Consider the following 17,292-nt stretch of genomic DNA (forward strand, 5'->3'; position numbering starts at 1 on the left):
ATACGCTTTTTACGTGTTTTGCCAGAGGAGGTCGCGGGTATGAGTGAGCATGAAGGCGGGAGCAAAAAATCGCGGAGTCGTTCGGATGCGCGTCGCAATAGTGAGCGCGTACGGGAAGCGGCGCTGCAGGTGCTCGCCCAACAAGGCAGCGACGCAACCATTCTGGATGTGGCCCGTCAAGCGGGTGTGGGGAAAGCGACGGTGTACCGAAATTTCCCGACAAAGGCGGCTATCCTTGCTTTTGCTGTGGAGCACCACGGACAATGGCTGGTGGAACGGCTCAATCAAGCGATTGAGGCCGATGACGGTTGGACGGGGTTTCAGGCACTCGTCAGCGATACCATGCTTCGGATTCGCAGAGAGCCGATTCTTCTGGAGGCCCTTCGCCCCTCTGATTCGGAGGCAGCGGAACCGGCAGTGGCGCGTACTATCAACGAGCGGTTGGCGTACCTCATTCAAACGCTGCGGGACGAAGGGCATGTGAGAGCAGATGTGACCGTTGCTGACTTAGGTCTATTGGTCATCGGCACATCGCAATACCTTGCAGATACATCCGCCGGAACCGAGGAATGCCTGCGAGCGGCTGAACTCGTTTGTAATGCGCTTCGCGAGCATCATACGCCCCCGGTGGACGATGGTCAGTGAATGCTTATCCATTACAGTGCCCAGGTCACCTGTATAGGAAATGATTTTACCCCGTAGACAAACCCACTAATAATCGGTGTGAGGTCCGTCGGCACTGCGGATACTTCGTCGATTTGTGAAAGCATCGCTAAGATGGCGATTTTGGCTTCGAGTTTCGCAAGTGGCGCGCCCAGACAGAAATGTATCCCATGCCCAAACGCCATATGATGATTCGGTGAGCGCGTTGGGATGAACGTGTCAGGATTTTCAAATATGCGGGAATCGCGGTTGGCTGCGCCGAGCCAAACCACAGCGCGATCTCCCTTCGAAAACTTTTGTCCGCCTACTTCTATATCTTCTGTCACAATGCGGCTCGTCGCTTGCACAGGCGAGTAGTAACGCAGGGTTTCTTCTATGACGCCATCTATGAGCCCCGGGTTCTCGCGAAGCATCGCGAATGCCTCAGGGTGTTCGAGGAGGCACCTCCAGGCGTTGACGATGAGATTGGTCGTCGTCTCGTTCCCCGCTGCCAGGAGGAGTACGCAAAAACTAAGCAGTTCTTCCAGTGACAGTGATTCATTTTCAATTTGTGCTGAAATGAGGGCGCTGATGAGGGTGCCGTCGTCCTTACCACGATGGAGCTGGACGATGTTTCGGAAATACTCGTCGAGTTCCTTGCGGCCAGCCGCTCTGCGCGTCATCAAGTCCATTATGGTTTCAGGTCGTAAATCTGATGGCCCTTCGACCAGCAAATCAGACCATCGCTTGAACTTGTCACGATCCTCCGGCGGTACGCCCAGCATCTCCGCGATGACAATCACTGGGAGGGGGTAGGCGAGGGCTGCGACGAGATCGACTTCGGTAGATTTTCCTTGGGTCTCTTGTTTCATGGCATCTAGTAAGTTGTGGGTGATAGTTTCAATGCGCGGTTGGAACGAGGCGATGGCCTTCGGTGTGAACGCGAGATTGATGAGGCGGCGAAGTTGTGTGTGGCGGGGCGGATCGAGATTGAGAATACTCGGCGCATAGTTTCCTAGCACGTTTTGGCCGTCTACAGTTCGTTGAGAAGAGAAGTGGGCGTGGTTCTTTAGGACAAACTGTGCTTCTTCGTAGCCAAATACATCCCAGGATTGACTAGTTTCATCGCGCAGGACTGTGCCTTGGGATAGGCAGGCCCGGTACCAGGGGAACGGATTTAGCCGTTGCTCCCGGGTGCGAAGGGCCGGGCGGACAAAACCGGTCATCAAATTTTGGACATTTGGGGCATGACTCGATTCATGGTTCATGGATTCCATAGGAGTCTCTCCTTGTGTGGGCATATTCTTGTTATAATCGGCGATTGCTGTACAGTCGGGCCGGCTGTTCGTCAAGAATTTGCCGGCGGTTGCAAAATGCGCAATACGATGTCGGCATCCGGGAAGTGTCGCTTGGCGTTCTCGCTGCCTTGGATGCCCATGATACAGAGACCATTCAAAAAGGCGAGCAGGGCGACTAACAGTTGTTGCGGATTGCCCGGTGCAATCACGCCGGTTTGCTGTCCTTCGGCAATCAGTGATTGCAGTAACGAACGGAACGCTTCCGTTTGCTCTTCTAGCTCTGCGCGCAGTGCGGCGGGGAGTGCATCGTCATGCAGTGTTAACACAGATAGACGGAACAGTTCGATGTGGGTGTCGTTGATATCGAGCAATTCGTTGATGAGATACCGGAGTTTATCCATCGCCGATCCGCCCATGGTCCGCACGTTCTCAAACGCTTCGAGGTGGCTTGCGCGGTCCAGCAGTTCCGCATAAATTGCCTCTTTCGAAGGAAAGTAGCGATATGCGAGACCCTGACTGACGTTTGCGGCTTCAGCGATATCCGCCATGGTGGCAGACCAGCCTTTGCGTGCAAACACACTGCGCGCGCCGGACAGGATGTTGAGACGCTGTATCTCACGTGCATCGTCGTGCGGTTTTTCAGAAGCTGCCATGTTGTCGTCACTCCGTGAATGAATGGTTTATTCATTTTTGTTGTCCTGAGTATCGCATATTTTTATCGATCCGGCAATCCGCATTGACACACAGAGGCGGGCCCCAGGCTGCCACCGCAGGCCGCGGCGCGATCACGACCGCGTGCGGGGCTTGGGAGGCGAGGCCCCGGCGCGATCGTGTCTTATTAAGACACCGGCGCCACTTTTGCACCGATTAGCGCACCGAAAATGCCTTATTCCGCTGTTTCGGGCATGGTTGGTAGATCATCGCGAATAGAGCAGATTTCCTACCTTATCTGCCGCCACAGCGTCGAAATGTCACAAATAGAGCAGAAAAGTTACCTTATGTGGCCACCGCGGGCCGCGTGGGCGCCGGGCTGCCACCCCACCTGGCCGATCACGACCGCGTGCGGGCGGCGGGCTGCCCCTCACACCCGGTCGATCACGACCGCCGTGCCGCGCATGTGCCCCGCCCGGCAGATTTTATGGACAACTTTACCACGCCACAAACGCGAACATATGTTTGTATGTGCCGTGTGCCTGTGCGTATAATGAAACAGAACACATGTTCTGGTGGTGTGACAGATGAGATATACGCTATTTGGACAGGGCGAGGGAATGTGCGTCGATAGGCGTGATGTTCCTGATGCAGTTGCCCATTGTGCGTATGTGGCGGTAGACAAGACGGATATCGTCACAGATGCGTCAGTGTCGGCGGTCAAAGTCGGTGTGCAAGTCGGGTGGTCATTGAAAACGGCCCAGTCCGTCGTGCCCGATTTGGTCGTCTTTGCACATCCGGATAAACCCACTGATCAGATGCAGCAGGTGTATCAGATACTTTGGAATGCCTCCCCGTTTGTGAGGACCCTTGCGCACAGTGGATTTGTCGTGCAAGTTCCGGCGGAAAGACCACCGCTTGCGGAAGTACGGGGAATTTTGTTGGACATCGATGAAGTTTTGCATGTGGAACAGAGATTTCGCGTGGGAATGGCAGAGAACCCGTTTTTGGCTGAGGCGCTGGTGGCGTGGAGCCGCATGGAGCGGGTGCCGGGGGCGCGCTATTATCGCGTGCGGCAACAGCAGCTTATCATCTCGCCAGGCGTGGCTAGGATGCTTGAGGCAGGGGGCGAGGCGGATACTTTGTGGGTGTCGCAAATGCCCATTGCGGCACTTTGGTATATCCCGCCAGCACAACGCGAGCAACTGCGACAACTCGGCGTCCATCGCTTGCAGGATTTGGCTGATGTGCCTGACGAATTGCTGTTTGCGCGCTTCGGAAAAGAAGCTTGGCTGTGGAGGCGGGCGCTCCAACAAGTACCGGGTGGGCGCATCCAAGTAAATTACCCGCCGTTGGAGCAGCGCATGTCTTGGCGGGCACCGCTGGGCGAGGAAGCCAGTATAGAAGTGGTAGAGTCGCTGATGGAGTCGATGGCCGCACAACTGTGCAGTGAACTGCAGCGCGTGGCAGCCGGCGCGCTTTTAGTGGGGATGCGTTGGCAAACCGAGATGGCGGGCGGCAGTTACGAGTATGCGGCGAGAACCCCCGTGTATCAGCCTTTTTCCTTGCTTGCTGGATTGGAAGTCGGGCGGTTGCAGATGGTGGGGCAGCGGATTGAAGCGATCGATCTCTATGTGTCTGAATTGCGGCCATTGGAGTCTGTGCAAGCGGGGTTTGTCTTGTATGAAGACGCGTTTTACCCGCTGCCGCAAGTGGACAGGTCGAGTTTGGAAGACGTCCGCGAGGTGTTGCTCCACAAATTCCCGAAAAAGCTGCATATCGGCGCGAGGCCGACGTTTCGCGAACAGCGGTTGAATGCCATCTTAGGGGGGCGGATGATGCGATGAGCCGCATTGTGCGGCAACCCATTGCCGTTTGTCGGTGGCAGGCGGATGACCCCGTGGCCTTTGTCCATCGCGGGGAAGTACACACCATTGTCGAGATTCTCGATAGATGGGTCGAGATGGGCGACTGGTGGCAAGGCGAAGGGGAGCGGAAGATGTTATGGGTGTGGACTGATCATAACGCGTTGTTTGAACTCGAGTGCACGAAACAATCGTGGTTTGTCTATAAAGCGTGGGATTAGGTGGGATGGAATGATGTTTGTTCACTTGCACTGCCATTCTCCGTATTCGTTTTTGAATGGTGTCTCATCGATTGAAGCGCTCGTCGCGCAGGCGGCCTTGTATCAGATGCCAGCGTTGGCCTTGACAGATCACAATACCATTGCGGGTCTTCCGGAACTTCATAAATGGGCCGCCGTATATGGGATAAAACCGATTTCTGGTGCGGAGTTGACGATCGCTGACGGGACGCACCTCACGGTGCTCGCGGAGACGCGTCAGGGCTATCGCAATTTGTGCGAGTTGCTGACCTTGGCGCACGCAGGGGAGGGGCGACGGCGGACGCCATATATCGAGGAAGAGACTTTGTTTCGTCTCGGCGATGGCCTGCTGGTTCTCTCCGGCGGTCGCAACAGCCGGATTCAGCAACTTCTTCACAGGCGGGACTACGGTGCTGCAGCAGCCTGGGCAACGCGTTACAAGGCGCGCTTTGGCGACGCTTTTTACTTGGAGATGCAATGGGATGGCTATCCGAAAAACCAACTGATGATGCGGCTACTATACGATATGTCTATAAATTTGAAGATTCCGATTGTATCGACAAGTGATGTGCATTACACCGATAAACAACTGTTTCCCGTTCACGATGTGATGCGTTGCATTGCGCTGAATTGTGATGTATATACGCCCCATCCTGGCCGCCCACTCAATCGTGAGGCTTGGCTGCACGACGTGACAGAGGCCAAGAAGCGGTTTGGCAGCTATCCGGAGGCGATGGCGCGAACCATGGAAATCGCGCAGCGCTGCCAAGTGGCCTTGACGCTCACTGAGACGCATTTCCCTAAGTTCGCTTTGCCAACTGGCGCAGGGGATTCGATCGCGTTTTTGCGACATATCGTCTACGAAGGTGCACATGCGCGTTATCCTCGCGTGGATGCGGATGTGCGCAATCGACTGGAACACGAGTTGGATATCATTGTCCAACTGGGGTACGTCGATTATTTTCTCGTTGTTTGGGACATCGTGCGGTACGCGCGAAGCAAGTCTATTCGGTGTGCGGGGCGTGGATCAGCCGCCGACTCGGCCGTCGCATACTGCCTCTATATTACGGATGTCGATGCAGCAGCGCGCGGTTTGTTGTTCGAGCGATTTATGTCGCTTGAGCGCGCGGAACGCCCGGACATCGATATTGATTTTGCGAGTGACAGGCGCGACGAGGTGATGGCATATGTCTACGAGAAGTACGGGCGCGACAAAGTGGCTCGCGTGGCGACGTATCAGACGTTTCGCGGCAGGTCAGCTGTGCGTGAAATCGGCGCCGCACTCGCATTGCCTACCCCGTTGCTCGATACGCTAGCCAAACGCGTACCGTGGTCGGCGCATGCAGATGAGCTGGATGCGCTCATGGATAGAGTGCCTGAATTGATGGATTACGCACAACATCGGCAAAAGTTTCGTTGGTTGTTTCAAATTGCCCATCACGTCGCAGGTTTTCCGCGACATTTTGGCATGCATGTCGGGGGAATTGTCGTTAGCCGTGACGTGTTGTATCAGACGACTAGTTTGCAGCCCTCGGCCAAGGGGGCGCTCATGACGCCGTTTGACAAGCGCACGGTTGAGGATGTGGGGCTGGTTAAGCTCGATTTATTGTCGCTGCGGACCATGTCTGCCATTGAGAATGCGGTGCGTCTGAGCAGAGGGGCAATTGATTACGATAACATTCCGCTCGACGACGAGGCGACATTTGCGATGATTCGCCGTGGTGAGACGATGGGCGTGTTTCAGTTGGAGAGCCCAGCGCAGCGTGCACTGCAATCGCGTTTGCATGCGACAGGGCTCGAAGATATTGTCGCCAGTGTAGCTTTGATTCGACCGGGGCCGATTCAGGGGAATATGGTTGATCCGTTCATCGCGCGCCGCCACGGCAATGAGCCGATTACCTACCTGCATCCGAAGCTGGAACCGATTCTTGGCAAGACGTATGGGGTCGTGTTGTTTCAGGAGCAGGTGATTGAGATCGCGACTGCGATTGCCGCATTTACACCAGGCGAGGCGGATGAGTTGCGACGCGTGATGAGCCACGCGCGCAATCACACTGAGATGGAGCAGATTGGCCGAAAGTTTATGGCCAAAGCGGCACAGAATGGGGTGACGCCCGAGGTCGCCAACACCATTTTTTCGTACATTCAAAGTTACGCGAGCTACGGTTTCTGTGAAGCCCACGCAGCGGCTTTCGCGACCACCGCTTATAAGACAGCATACTTGGTGAAGCACTATCCGGCGCAGTTTTATGCGTCTGTCCTCAATCAGTATCCGATGGGCTATTATCCAGTTCATGTCGTCTGTGCGGAAGCTCGGCGGCGTGGTGTTTCGATTCTGCCTGTGGACATCAACGAAAGTGAATGGTCGTGTACTACGCCGGATGACCAGAGCATCAGATTAGGTTTTCGGCTGATCAAGCGCGCGTCCGCACAGGTGGTGGCGGCGCTTGTCGAGGAGCGTATGAAGGTTGGCCGGTTTATGGGGGTCGCGGATTTTCTGATGCGGGTGCCTGCGGCGGATCGGCTGCAGGTAGAACACCTAATTCGCGTTGGCGCATTTGATGTGCTTGAGGGCGCAGACAGACGCTCGTTGTTGTGGCGCGTTCCTGGGTGGCTGGCGATGCGCGAAACGCGTGATTTGCCGCTACTCGCGCAGGCGCCTGTTGAAGCGAAAGGGGAATCGCCCGGGAATGCAGCGGAGCACTCGCTTGCTAGCCGCTTGGTGGATGAATACAATTTACTAGGCGTTGGTGTCTCTGGACACTGGTTGGAATTCATCCGCCGAGATTTGACACAACAAGGGTATGTCACGACAGCGCAAGTGCTTGCCGCGCCAGAAGGTGCACGAGTTGTTGTGGCAGGTCTGGCAGTTCGACCACATCGACCGCCAACGAAGAGCGGTCGCACAGTGGTCTTTTTCACATTGGAAGACGAGACAAATTTACTGGATGCGACAATGTTCGAATCGGTATATCATAGCGAAGGTGCGGTATTGTTCACGCCCTATGGCCGCCTGCTTGGGCTGGAAGGCGTGGTACAGCGACGAGGCGGGGCTCGTGCACAATTGCTCGTTGAGCATATTTGGCCGTTGACGCGATCGTGAAATGAATATCGCTGCGCACGAGACGGACAAGCCTAAACTTCATCAGTTTTTCATTTTTGGATAATTAAAGGATAGTAAAAAGGTTTTTGCCTGTCATTTCAGGAATCCATATGACAAAATCATGCAACTGAGGCGTTGCGCATTTTGTCAGAGGTGAGTCATTTGCGGATATTTCGGGGTATGAAACGGTTTTTCTTCGCGATGGTGCTGTGTATTGGCACGGTCGTCACGAGTGGGTGTACAAGTCCAACGGACGCTCAGGATGTGCAGCAGGTGTTGCCCGCGCCTGTGACTGCGAGAGGCGGAATGCAACTCGTTTGGGGGCCGGATGTCAAGAAGGCGGCGTTAAAGTTGATTCAAAGCAGTCACCGCGAGGTCTATCTGGATATGTACGAGTTGTCGGACAAGGACATCATTCAGGCACTCGTGGCCGCCCGTAAACGCAATGTCGATGTGCGCGTCGTGCTCGACGCTACAGAACCGCATTCGACCAGTGTGGGCTATCCCAGTTTGCGTGCCGACGGTGTGACGGTGCGAGAAATTTCGATTAAACAGGGGATAGACCACGTCAAGATGCTCACGACAGATGCAGGCACGCTGATTGGCGGCATGAACTTTGGCGCCAATAGTTGGAACAACAACGATGCTTCGGTTTTGATTCCCCATGCAAACAGTGAGTTTCGGACGATGTTTTTGTGGGATTTCAGCCGGGCCGCTGGCGAGGCAATCGAAGCTCCGACCCTGCCACCGCCGCTGATTATCGATGGCGGCATTGAATCTGCACTCGTGCAGGCCATTCAGTCTGCGCGCCAAACCATCGATATGGAGGCGTTTGACTTGTCGGACAAGGCGTTGATTCAGGCGCTTGGCGCAGCGCTTGCGCGCGGGGTGGCCGTGACGATTCTGGTTGATCCCACTCAGTCCTACAATCGAAGCACCGTCGACACATTGCGCGATGCGGGGGCGATGGTGCGTTATTACCGCCCGTATGATGGGGAACTGATGCACGCGAAAATTCTCGATGTCGATCACGGCGCGACCTTCATCATCGGCAGCGCCAATTTTAGCCACCAAGCGTTTACGTACAATCACGAGGCAGATTTGGAACTGCATGACGTTCCGCAGTTCGACGCGTCACTTAGGGAGGATTTGCAGACACAGATGGGTAGAGGATCAGATTATCCGATGAAAGCGGCGAATCGTTCATGGGGTTGACGGATTGGCTTTGGCGCGGATTCAGCCTGGCGGACGCAGTCGTGACGCGACGTCTGGAAAAATTGTGGATCACGACGCCATGGCTAAACGCACTGATGATCATTGCGGCAAAGTACACGCCTATCGTCATGTTGGCGATTCTCGTCATCGCTGCCGCGAATATCGTTGAGGTGACCACGGCTGAAGTCTCCTTTGTTTCCGTAGCTTCATCGATTGTAGCGGCACTTCTGATTCGTGCCTTGCACGAACCGGTCAGCCGTTTGACGAACCGTCCGCGCCCATTTGACACCGAGCCGTTTGAACCCTTGCTGGAACACGAACGAGGGGAGTCGTTTCCGAGCAATCACGCGGGCGGATCGATGGCGTTGGCTTGTGGCGCCCTGCATTTGCCGTTTTACCCATGGCTTCTTCTCGTGCTTGCTATTCTACTTTGCTTCTCTCGAATTTACTGTGGTCTACATCATTTGAGCGATGTTTTGGTCGGCGCGCTCGGCGGTGCGACTTGTGGTGTGGTGTGCGCGTTTGCAGGGTATGCCGTTGTAGCACATGCGTAGATATGGGGAAAGGCGCACCCAATGCATTCATCCGTGTGTATGATTCTATCTTGTCAAAGCCACGCTAACGACATTACGTACAGACGAGACGGAGGTATCAGGGTGCGCCTAACCCGCTTGTGTAGCGTCGCGTTGTTGACGGTATTCTTCCCATTCTCTGCCGCCTATGCGCAAACGGTGCAAGTGACGCTGAGAGACGGTTCGATTCAACCGGGTACGATTCAGTCCACGAAGGGGCAAGAAGTGCATGTATTGGTTCAGAATCGTGGATTGAATGTGCATAATTTTGTTCTTCCAGCGTTTTATGTGTTTACACAAAATCTACAGCCAGGACAGCGTGTTGATGTGCGGTTTACACCAGACAAAACGGGGGCATTTCAATATTATTCGGACAAATCAGGGGTTCCTGAGCCAGGGATGTTCGGTACCATTCAGGTAGGATGACGTTTTTCGAACAAGCATGGTCCTCCTTGGATGACGACGGTTCAAATGCGCGATACAATACATAGCGAGGGGGGTGTCGTGTTTGGAAATGAAGGTTACAAGTAAATGGCTCGGCCAGCGTCACTTTCAGGCGGACGGGCCATCTGGAAATACAGTGTATATGGATGCGCGCCGTGAAGAAGGTGGGACAGGACAGGGCAATCGTCCAATGGAGCTTTTGCTTATGGGGATTGTCGGCTGCACGGGAATCGACATTGCAATGATTCTCGAGCGGATGCGCCTGAAACTTGAAGGAATGGAAATCGACGCTTCCGGCATACGTCGAGATGAATATCCCCAAGCTTTCACGGAAATTCATTTGACATACCGCCTGACGGGGGAGGTCCCACCCGCCAAAGCGTGGCGCGCCATCCGATTAAGCGAGGAAAAGTACTGTTCCGCTATCGGCTCTGTCAACGCCAATGTCATTCCACATCTGATTCTCAACGGCACCGAGGTGCCACCGCTCGATGTAGTGCAGGATGGCCTTCCAGATTAACCTGGAGGCCACCCGAGTTGCCGACCGCCGACGATATGGTAGTGCAGGTGCTGCACCGTTTGTTGACCGTATCGGCCGATATTGGTCACTACGCGATATCCGTCCTGGTCAATCTCCAGCGTTTTGGCGATGGTCGGGATGGTCGCGTGCAACCGCCCAATCAATAGAGCGTCATCCGGCGTAACGGCTTGGGCCGAATCGACATGCTGTTTCGGAATGACCAGCACGTGAACCGGGGCTTGCGGTCGAATGTCGCGGAAAGCTAGTACGTCATCGTCTTCATATACCTTGTCTGAAGGTATTTCACCGGCGATGAGTTTGCAAAACAAACAGTCTGCCATACTCCCAGTTCCCTTCCCAATTTCTACTGATATCGGACAACCTATTCAACACACTTCCCTCTGATACTTTATAATGATATCAACTTTCCGTCAAAGTGGGGGGATTTCGCATGCCGGTTGTCGGCTATTATAACGGTCAATATGTCAATCCAAGTGAGGCCGCGATTGCGATTGACGAACGCGGTCACGAATTTGGAGACGGAATCTACGAAGTGATTCGGGTGTATGGCGGCCAGCCGTTTCTGCTGGAATGGCACATTGAACGGCTTCAAAACAGTCTGAATGCGATTCGTATCACATCGCCCTATGATGCGAATGGATATAGGGAACTCATTCAGAATCTGCTTGAGAAAAGTGGAGAAACAGAAGCGTCTATCTACCTCCAAATCACACGCGGCAGTGCAGTTCGCAATCACTTGTTCCCCGCAGCGGAAATCACACCAAACGTCAGTGCTGTCGTCCGACCTGTGCCGGACAAAGGTGAGCAAACGCCAGGCAAGCTCTTGATGCAACCCGATGAGCGCTGGGCCAATGTCTACATCAAGACGTTGAATCTGCTCCCGAATATCATCGCAAAACAGGCAGCGCACGACGCAGGTGCAGATGAGGCACTGTTGGTGCGGGATGGAAAGATGATCGAATCGGCGAGCTCGAACCTCTGGTTTGTCCGTGACGGGGAACTGATTACAGCACCCACGGACAGATACATTTTGCCGGGCATCACACGTCGCTTTGTGCTTGAATTGGCGAACGAACTCGGTATTCCTGTACGCGAAGAGAAATTGTCGGTCACTGAACTTTCTTCTATCGATGCTATCTTTATTACAGGGACGCTCTCCGAAATTTTCGCAATCGACACGGTGTTGTCGCATCCAGATTTGCCCGTTTCTACGCCGTTGCAAGACGTTGCGCCGCATCCGATTGTGGTCACCCCAGATACATGTAAGACGGAATGGACGGCGAAAAACTTCGACGTGGTGAACCGGCTGAAGGAGGCTTTTTCGCAACATATTGACGAACTGCGCAAGGCTTCCGTTTCGGCGTGATACGTGATAAATGAATGTATCGAGTAGATGGGATAGAAGCACCGCCACAGAATGGGATACTGGGCGGTGCCCTTGGATATGGGTGGTGCAGTCGCACCGAGTACGAGTTTATGTAGGTTGTCTATAAAATATTCACTTCTACCTGTAAAAGCGGTGGGTTGGCCTTGCTTCTATTGTTCTATACGTAGGAACGCACGAATATATGTTGACTTATGATGTGTGCACGAAAATAAAGTGACTGATACTTCATTTGCGGAGGCTACAATGAAGATTGTTATATTTCACAACGGTTCCGTTTTGGGGAAACAAATCATTGACACCTGGTGCGAAAAGTACAGTCAAACGAGTGAAATCCATATGGTGCACAACTGTTCACTGGATGATCTAGAAAAACTCCGCCCAAAACTTGTCATTTTGGCCTCGGATATGACTTCTGAATTCGAGCATTTGGTCCTGGAAAAGTGTAGGGATTTACAGCTCAGTGTCTTATCGGTGCTAGGTAGGGGATCGACCGTATTATTGGGGCCGCTAGAGACTCCAGAAATACCTGGCTGCGTGACTTGTCTACAATTACGGTGGGAGAATACTTTCGATCACAGTCTTCTAAAAATGTTTCAAGGAATCGATAGTATCGAGGAGCCGCTCGCGATGTCCCCATCGGACTTGCTCACTCTGGGGGATATCGTGGCTGATGAGATACAGTCTATTGTGTTGGCATCCTCTCATGAGCCAAATTGCAGAGGGCAAGTAGGGCTGTATGAACAAGCCGAAGACATCGAGTGGGTGCCCGTGGTTCCAAACCACGATTGCCCTCGATGCAACCTGATACCAGATGACCATCCCTCTCTTGCTCAGGTGGAATTTGTTTCTCAGCGCGTGATCGATACAGAAGCATTGAGAGTTGCACCGGTGGATTATAAACGATTAGAAACGTTGTTCGTGCATCCTAAAGTAGGATATATTTCCAACACACATGAGTTTTCGAATGAAGGCCGTTACGTTGAGGCAGGTGCTTATATCTATACGCCTAGTGGGGCTGAAATTGCTGGGTATGGATCCGGTCTGACGAGCATCGACGCCAAGCAATCCGCGATGCTCGAAGTGTTGGAGCGCAGCTGTGGATTTCAGGCTGTGAATCGACGACCTGTCACCTTTGGTAAATATTCAGAATTGAACGGCGACGCTATGCACCCATCAAAGTTTGGGTTGCACACGGATGCGTGGTTGCAGTCGTCCAACTATGAACCTTTTGCTGAGGAGAAGCCATATTCCTGGATTTGGGCATACTCGACCAAGCGTCAGTTGCCTGTCCTGATTCCTGAGCAGATGGCCTATTATGGACCAACGGCGGATGCGTTGCGTTTTGTGAAGGAGACGTCGAATGGCTGTGCAATGGGAGGGACTGTGGAAGAAGCCACGTTGCATGGAACGTTCGAAGTGATTGAACGCGACGGATTTTTGAACATGTGGTACGCGAAGATGCCGTTACCTGAGCTGAGGCTGGGGAACCATTGCCCACCGAAAACCTCAAAGGCCTTTCGTTATTTAGTGGACAATGGGTTTGAGGTTCGCCTATTTAATATGTCACATGATCTCAGCATACCAACAATTTGTGCTGTGGCAGTGAACAAAGAAAACGACTATCCGAAAGTCGTCAGCGGCTCAGCGTGTCATTTAAATCCGTACCAGGCTGTCTATGGCGCGCTCCGGGAATTGACGGTTCAAGTGCTCAACCTGCAGCGAACGTCGGAAGAGAGGCGCAAAGAGGCACTTTCCATGTTTCTGGATTCGACGAAAATCAAGGATATTCTCGATCACGTCGCGGTCGCCGGCTTACCCGAAGCCTACCCGCGTTGGGCCTTCCTTTTAAGGCCTGAAAATCGAAGGCAGACTCAGTCGGTCGAAGATGTATATCAGGATGTCGCTCGGCGATACCAAATTCATTCATGCGACATTCGACGAATTCTCAATGCGGTACTTGAGGATTTACACAGCCGAGGATTTGACGTGATCGTGTTGAATCAGACCAGTGCGGAAGTATCTTACGCTGGACTGCATGCTGTGAAAGTATTCATACCGGGAATGACGCCAATTACGTTTGGCTATGGCGCTCAAAGAGTTCGAGGGCTTTCAAGGCTATTCGAATTGCCACAGAGAATGGGATACGCCAAACGGGTACTGACGGAAGATGACTTAAATCAGGATTGCCATCCGTTTTCATAATGCTAAAAAGGCGTCCGTATAGGACGCCTCTATCGACTTGAATATGTGGTGATTTTTACTGATTTGTCACTTTTCAGGATTAGTACGCGCCTGCACAGCTGCTTCCTGCGCCATAACCAACAGATGGAACAAACAGGAAGAACAAAACGAAGATGATCAAGAACACAACAGCCCATTGCGTATATCCACCGAAAGCTCCGTACATGGAAATTCCTCCTCGTGATTGGTCCCATATGTGGGAGTCATTGTGTTACAAATTTTGTGATCTTAGTATGCGCCTGCACAGCTGCAGCTGGTTGCTGCACCGTAACCAACGGCTGGCACTAGCAAGAAGAACAGAACAAAGATAATCAAGAACACCACAGCCCATCGGGTATATCCGCCAAATGTTCCGTACATGAATTTCCCTCCTTATCGTCGGTGTCTGTTTAGATTTATGACTAGAGGATTGTCCTATCGTAGGGCATATGACTCAGCACATTCGCCCATTTTGCCAGATTTACGTATAAAACCGCTTTGCAACACGCCTTGTCTAGGCGATGAACCCGAATCGCATGAGCAGATACTCTTCTTCTGGATGATTTTTGGAGCAATTGTGGGAAAGCGGCATATGATACGCCAGGTGCGGCAAATGCCTATTTTCTCAGAGGGAAGGTTGCATAATGGTTTCGTATATGGACTTTACATCGCCAAATGTCCAGTTTAAATACGATTTGAAGAACAACCCCTTTTTTGTGAAGGACAGTCAGAATCTAATCAACTTGCTTTCCGTAAAGGAATTAAATACGTTAGGCAAAGTTTCGTTATTGGATATATTCTTGAGTAAATCGAATGTAGTGGAGCCGCATACGCACCAAAACGCTTCAGAATTGGTTTATTGCATTTCTGGATCAGCACTCGTATCCATCATCAATCCGTTTACCAAGCAGTTGCTCAACATCCCCATTAAACCAGGCCAAGTGGCAAACGTCCCACAAGGTTGGTGGCACTACGAGATTGCCAGGGTTGACAATATATACTTACTCGCGATATTTGATGCGCCCATTCCGCAGTTTATCGGCGGATCGGACGTGTTGAGACTGACGCCGCCAGAAGTGCTGGCACATACCTATGGTTTACAAGAGTCGCTTGTCAGAGAAGCACTCGCTCCCATTACGCATACCACCTTTATCGGGCCCCCACATATTGAGGAAATGCGAAACAGGATATCCCACAAAACAAAACACACCCCGATTCACCGAATGACGGCAAATCGGGGTGTGTTGATGGTGGGGATGCGTCAGGTGGACGATTTATGGGTGGATAAACTCTTGAACCCAGTAGGTTCCATAGGTACCCCCATGCGCTTCACCAACGCCAATTTCTGTATAGTTGGGGTTGAGGATATTGGCTCGGTGACCAGCGCTGTTCATCCAATCCTTCATGACTGTTGCAGCATCTGGTTGACCTGCGGCAATATTTTCTCCCGCGTACGTGTAGTGGATGCCAAAGGTCGACATCATGTTGAATGGGCTTCCGTATTTGGGTGAAGTGTGATCGAAGTAATTTTCGTTAATCATATCCTGCGCCTTGGTCTGCGCCATGGTATCCAGCGAGGTATTCACCTTGAGCGGAGACAAGCCGTTTTGTTTTCGTTGTTGATTCACCAGATTGACGATTTGCGAAACGTAAGTCGGAATCGACGAATTCGCTGGTGTTGTCGTTTTCTGTGACGCGCTTGTCTGTGCTGTGGTGGTCTTCGCTGGGGCAGATTTCTGTACAGAAGTCTGTGTCGTCGATGGGGACGCAGCCTTTTGTACGGGAACCTGTGAAGATGCTGACGGAATATACGTTTTTAGCTGGCTTTGCAGCCAATTGTCGGCCTGACCCCAATTGGTAAACGCAAAACTCTGCGTATATACCTTGGAAGTTGAGGTGCCCGAATTTCCTGAGGTAGCGGCAAAAACGGGGCTGGCTGCACATACGGTCAACAAAGTGGTCGCAACGGAACGAGCTATCGTTCTTTTCAGCATTTATACGCCTCCCTTGTTTAGTAGTATAGAAAGAAGGCGCAAGAACATCATTGCGTAAATATTGGCATCCCGCTCGGATTAGCGGAATTAGGCATTTTGTGTGCCAAAGCCAAAAACTAAAAAACTGCCCCCCACTGCTGGGGAGCAGTTTCTTTAGCGGGAACCGCTCTATTTGTTTTCGTGGATAATCAGTTGAAACACATCTTTTCGATGATAATGTCCAACGACATCAAAATCGAAGTGACCACGCGTGATGTCGTCCAAGTCGAGTGTGGCATAGAGGATTTCCTCTTTTCCGAATACGGGCTCAACTAGAAATTTCCCCAGTGGATTTACGATGCAGCTGCCTCCACGCGAAATTTCGTACGGCATGTTCTGCATTTCTTCTGTTTCCAATAAGTCCGGTTCGTACATGTCTTTCGTGCAGTATTGATTGCAGGAGAGGACGAAGCACCGTCCTTCGACGGCAATATGCTGCATCGAGGCAAACCATGTGTCGCGTGAATCCGCTGTCGGCGCAATATAAATCTGAACACCTTTTTCATACATCGCGGCACGCGCGAGTGGCATATAGTTTTCCCAGCAAATGAGCGATCCGATTTTGCCAAATGGCGTATCAAAAACAGGGAGTGTACTTCCATCTCCTTCGCCCCAAATCAAACGCTCACTACCTGTTGGTTTTAGCTTCCGATGTTTGCCGAGCAAGGTGCCATCTGGGCCGAAAAAAATCACGGTACAATAGAGTGTGCCACCACTTGTCTCCTGATCGCGCTCAATCACACCCATCACCGTGTACGCACCCGCTTTTTTAATTGCTGCAGCCAATTGATCCGTCTCAGGTCCAGGAACCCGTATCGAATGATTCGCATAGCGCAAAAAGTCATCGCGCCCCTTATCCGAGCGGCTGCCCACTACTGCACCGAAAGTCATCCCACGAGGATACGCGGGAATATATGCCTCTGGAAACACAATCAGATTGGCGCCTTGTTCTCCTGCCGTTTGGATACATGTGATTGCTTTGTCTATGCATTTTTCTTTATTCATCACGATTGAACCTGCCTGAATGACAGCGACTTTACAGATTGGCATGGTCATCCCTCCTGATGCTTGAAGCGTAAAGC

General features: G+C 52.4%; 17 protein-coding genes and 1 pseudogene. 11 read left to right on the plus strand and 7 right to left on the minus strand.

What is annotated here, in order from left to right; genetic code table 11:
- Positions 1–39 precede the first annotated feature (39 nt).
- Positions 40–645 carry a TetR/AcrR family transcriptional regulator gene (locus K1I37_RS07905; RefSeq protein ID WP_021295912.1) on the plus strand — a complete coding sequence of 202 codons (606 nt, stop codon included), beginning with the start codon at positions 40–42 and terminating at the stop codon, positions 643–645.
- 11 nt (positions 646–656) lie between these two features.
- On the opposite strand, the gene K1I37_RS07910 is transcribed toward K1I37_RS07905, so the two are convergent.
- Positions 657–1,919, minus strand: a complete 1,263-nt coding sequence (locus K1I37_RS07910) for a cytochrome P450 (protein WP_021295911.1) — start codon at positions 1,917–1,919, stop codon at positions 657–659.
- 71 nt (positions 1,920–1,990) lie between these two features.
- Positions 1,991–2,593, minus strand: coding sequence for a TetR/AcrR family transcriptional regulator (locus K1I37_RS07915; RefSeq protein WP_021295910.1), 603 nt, complete (start codon positions 2,591–2,593; stop codon positions 1,991–1,993).
- Between the two features lie 585 nt (positions 2,594–3,178).
- Here K1I37_RS07915 and K1I37_RS07920 point away from each other — a divergent pair.
- The 7 genes from K1I37_RS07920 (at position 3,179) to K1I37_RS07950 (ending at position 10,549) form a co-directional block, all read left to right on the plus strand.
- Positions 3,179–4,438, plus strand: coding sequence for a DNA polymerase Y subunit UmuC family protein (locus K1I37_RS07920; RefSeq protein WP_021295909.1), 1,260 nt, complete (start codon positions 3,179–3,181; stop codon positions 4,436–4,438).
- Positions 4,435–4,677: a DUF6504 family protein gene (locus tag K1I37_RS07925; RefSeq protein WP_021295908.1), complete on the plus strand. Its 243-nt coding sequence runs from the start codon at positions 4,435–4,437 to the stop codon at positions 4,675–4,677. The genes K1I37_RS07920 and K1I37_RS07925 overlap by 4 nt, the downstream gene beginning before the upstream one ends.
- Before the next feature lie 13 nt (positions 4,678–4,690).
- Positions 4,691–7,798 (plus strand): DNA polymerase III subunit alpha, encoded by a 3,108-nt coding sequence (locus K1I37_RS07930; RefSeq protein WP_031218318.1) that lies wholly within the window; start codon positions 4,691–4,693, stop codon positions 7,796–7,798.
- Between the two features lie 180 nt (positions 7,799–7,978).
- Positions 7,979–9,013 carry a phospholipase D-like domain-containing protein gene (locus K1I37_RS07935; RefSeq protein WP_081654031.1) on the plus strand — a complete coding sequence of 345 codons (1,035 nt, stop codon included), beginning with the start codon at positions 7,979–7,981 and terminating at the stop codon, positions 9,011–9,013.
- Positions 9,004–9,567: a phosphatase PAP2 family protein gene (locus K1I37_RS07940; protein ID WP_021295905.1), complete on the plus strand. Its 564-nt coding sequence runs from the start codon at positions 9,004–9,006 to the stop codon at positions 9,565–9,567. The genes K1I37_RS07935 and K1I37_RS07940 overlap by 10 nt, the downstream gene beginning before the upstream one ends.
- Positions 9,568–9,669: 102 nt before the next feature.
- Positions 9,670–10,011, plus strand: coding sequence for a cupredoxin domain-containing protein (locus K1I37_RS07945; protein ID WP_021295904.1), 342 nt, complete (start codon positions 9,670–9,672; stop codon positions 10,009–10,011).
- 82 nt (positions 10,012–10,093) lie between these two features.
- The gene (locus K1I37_RS07950) at positions 10,094–10,549 is read left to right on the plus strand and encodes an OsmC family protein (RefSeq protein ID WP_021295903.1); all 456 of its coding nucleotides are present in this window, start codon (positions 10,094–10,096) and stop codon (positions 10,547–10,549) included.
- On the opposite strand, the gene K1I37_RS07955 is transcribed toward K1I37_RS07950, so the two are convergent.
- A complete protein-coding gene (locus K1I37_RS07955; RefSeq protein WP_021295902.1) occupies positions 10,546–10,890 on the minus strand; it encodes a histidine triad nucleotide-binding protein in 345 nt (114 codons plus the stop codon). The two genes, K1I37_RS07950 and K1I37_RS07955, sit on opposite strands and share 4 nt — an antisense overlap.
- Before the next feature lie 110 nt (positions 10,891–11,000).
- On the opposite strand from K1I37_RS07955, the gene K1I37_RS07960 reads away from it, so the two are divergent.
- On the plus strand, positions 11,001–11,936 hold the full coding sequence (locus K1I37_RS07960; RefSeq protein ID WP_021295901.1) for an aminotransferase class IV: 936 nt from the start codon (positions 11,001–11,003) through the stop codon (positions 11,934–11,936).
- 426 nt (positions 11,937–12,362) lie between these two features.
- Entirely contained in the window at positions 12,363–14,159 is a 1,797-nt protein-coding gene (locus tag K1I37_RS07965) for a TOMM precursor leader peptide-binding protein (protein ID WP_236613853.1), read from the plus strand.
- A 79-nt stretch (positions 14,160–14,238) separates the two neighbouring features.
- Here K1I37_RS07965 and K1I37_RS21505 read toward each other — a convergent pair whose 3' ends face one another.
- Together K1I37_RS21505 and K1I37_RS21510 are read right to left on the minus strand one after the other, a co-directional pair.
- Positions 14,239–14,364, minus strand: coding sequence for a hypothetical protein (locus tag K1I37_RS21505; protein ID WP_021295899.1), 126 nt, complete (start codon positions 14,362–14,364; stop codon positions 14,239–14,241).
- A gap of 62 nt (positions 14,365–14,426) precedes the next feature.
- A complete protein-coding gene (locus K1I37_RS21510) occupies positions 14,427–14,558 on the minus strand; it encodes a hypothetical protein (RefSeq protein ID WP_021295898.1) in 132 nt (43 codons plus the stop codon).
- Between the two features lie 263 nt (positions 14,559–14,821).
- Here K1I37_RS21510 and K1I37_RS07970 point away from each other — a divergent pair.
- Positions 14,822–15,406, plus strand: a pseudogene (locus K1I37_RS07970) (cupin domain-containing protein); the annotation flags it as partial.
- 45 nt (positions 15,407–15,451) lie between these two features.
- On the opposite strand, the gene K1I37_RS07975 reads toward K1I37_RS07970, so the two are convergent.
- Both K1I37_RS07975 and K1I37_RS07980 read right to left on the minus strand, forming a co-directional pair.
- Positions 15,452–16,171: a CAP domain-containing protein gene (locus K1I37_RS07975; protein WP_021295897.1), complete on the minus strand. Its 720-nt coding sequence runs from the start codon at positions 16,169–16,171 to the stop codon at positions 15,452–15,454.
- Positions 16,172–16,339: 168 nt separating this feature from the next.
- A complete protein-coding gene (locus K1I37_RS07980) occupies positions 16,340–17,260 on the minus strand; it encodes a carbon-nitrogen hydrolase family protein (RefSeq protein WP_021295896.1) in 921 nt (306 codons plus the stop codon).
- Positions 17,261–17,292 lie beyond the last annotated feature (32 nt).

This window comes from Alicyclobacillus acidoterrestris (assembly GCF_022674245.1).
GTDB lineage: Bacteria > Bacillota > Bacilli > Alicyclobacillales > Alicyclobacillaceae > Alicyclobacillus > Alicyclobacillus acidoterrestris.

Excerpts from the sequence above, each read along its gene's own strand:
- K1I37_RS07975 (WP_021295897.1), bottom strand. The coding sequence starts at position 16,171 with ATGCTGAAAAGAACGATAGCTCGTTCCGTTGCGACCACTTTGTTGACC.
- K1I37_RS07960 (WP_021295901.1), top strand. The coding sequence starts at position 11,001 with ATGCCGGTTGTCGGCTATTATAACGGTCAATATGTCAATCCAAGTGAG.
- K1I37_RS07925 (WP_021295908.1), top strand. The coding sequence starts at position 4,435 with ATGAGCCGCATTGTGCGGCAACCCATTGCCGTTTGTCGGTGGCAGGCG.
- K1I37_RS21505 (WP_021295899.1), bottom strand. The coding sequence starts at position 14,364 with ATGTACGGAGCTTTCGGTGGATATACGCAATGGGCTGTTGTGTTCTTG.
- K1I37_RS07955 (WP_021295902.1), bottom strand. The coding sequence starts at position 10,890 with ATGGCAGACTGTTTGTTTTGCAAACTCATCGCCGGTGAAATACCTTCA.
- K1I37_RS07940 (WP_021295905.1), top strand. The coding sequence starts at position 9,004 with ATGGGGTTGACGGATTGGCTTTGGCGCGGATTCAGCCTGGCGGACGCA.
- K1I37_RS07980 (WP_021295896.1), bottom strand. The coding sequence starts at position 17,260 with ATGCCAATCTGTAAAGTCGCTGTCATTCAGGCAGGTTCAATCGTGATG.
- K1I37_RS07965 (WP_236613853.1), top strand. The coding sequence starts at position 12,363 with ATGACTTCTGAATTCGAGCATTTGGTCCTGGAAAAGTGTAGGGATTTA.
- K1I37_RS07920 (WP_021295909.1), top strand. The coding sequence starts at position 3,179 with ATGAGATATACGCTATTTGGACAGGGCGAGGGAATGTGCGTCGATAGG.
- K1I37_RS07910 (WP_021295911.1), bottom strand. The coding sequence starts at position 1,919 with ATGGAATCCATGAACCATGAATCGAGTCATGCCCCAAATGTCCAAAAT.
- K1I37_RS07935 (WP_081654031.1), top strand. The coding sequence starts at position 7,979 with ATGAAACGGTTTTTCTTCGCGATGGTGCTGTGTATTGGCACGGTCGTC.
- K1I37_RS07930 (WP_031218318.1), top strand. The coding sequence starts at position 4,691 with ATGTTTGTTCACTTGCACTGCCATTCTCCGTATTCGTTTTTGAATGGT.
- K1I37_RS07915 (WP_021295910.1), bottom strand. The coding sequence starts at position 2,593 with ATGGCAGCTTCTGAAAAACCGCACGACGATGCACGTGAGATACAGCGT.
- K1I37_RS21510 (WP_021295898.1), bottom strand. The coding sequence starts at position 14,558 with ATGTACGGAACATTTGGCGGATATACCCGATGGGCTGTGGTGTTCTTG.
- K1I37_RS07905 (WP_021295912.1), top strand. The coding sequence starts at position 40 with ATGAGTGAGCATGAAGGCGGGAGCAAAAAATCGCGGAGTCGTTCGGAT.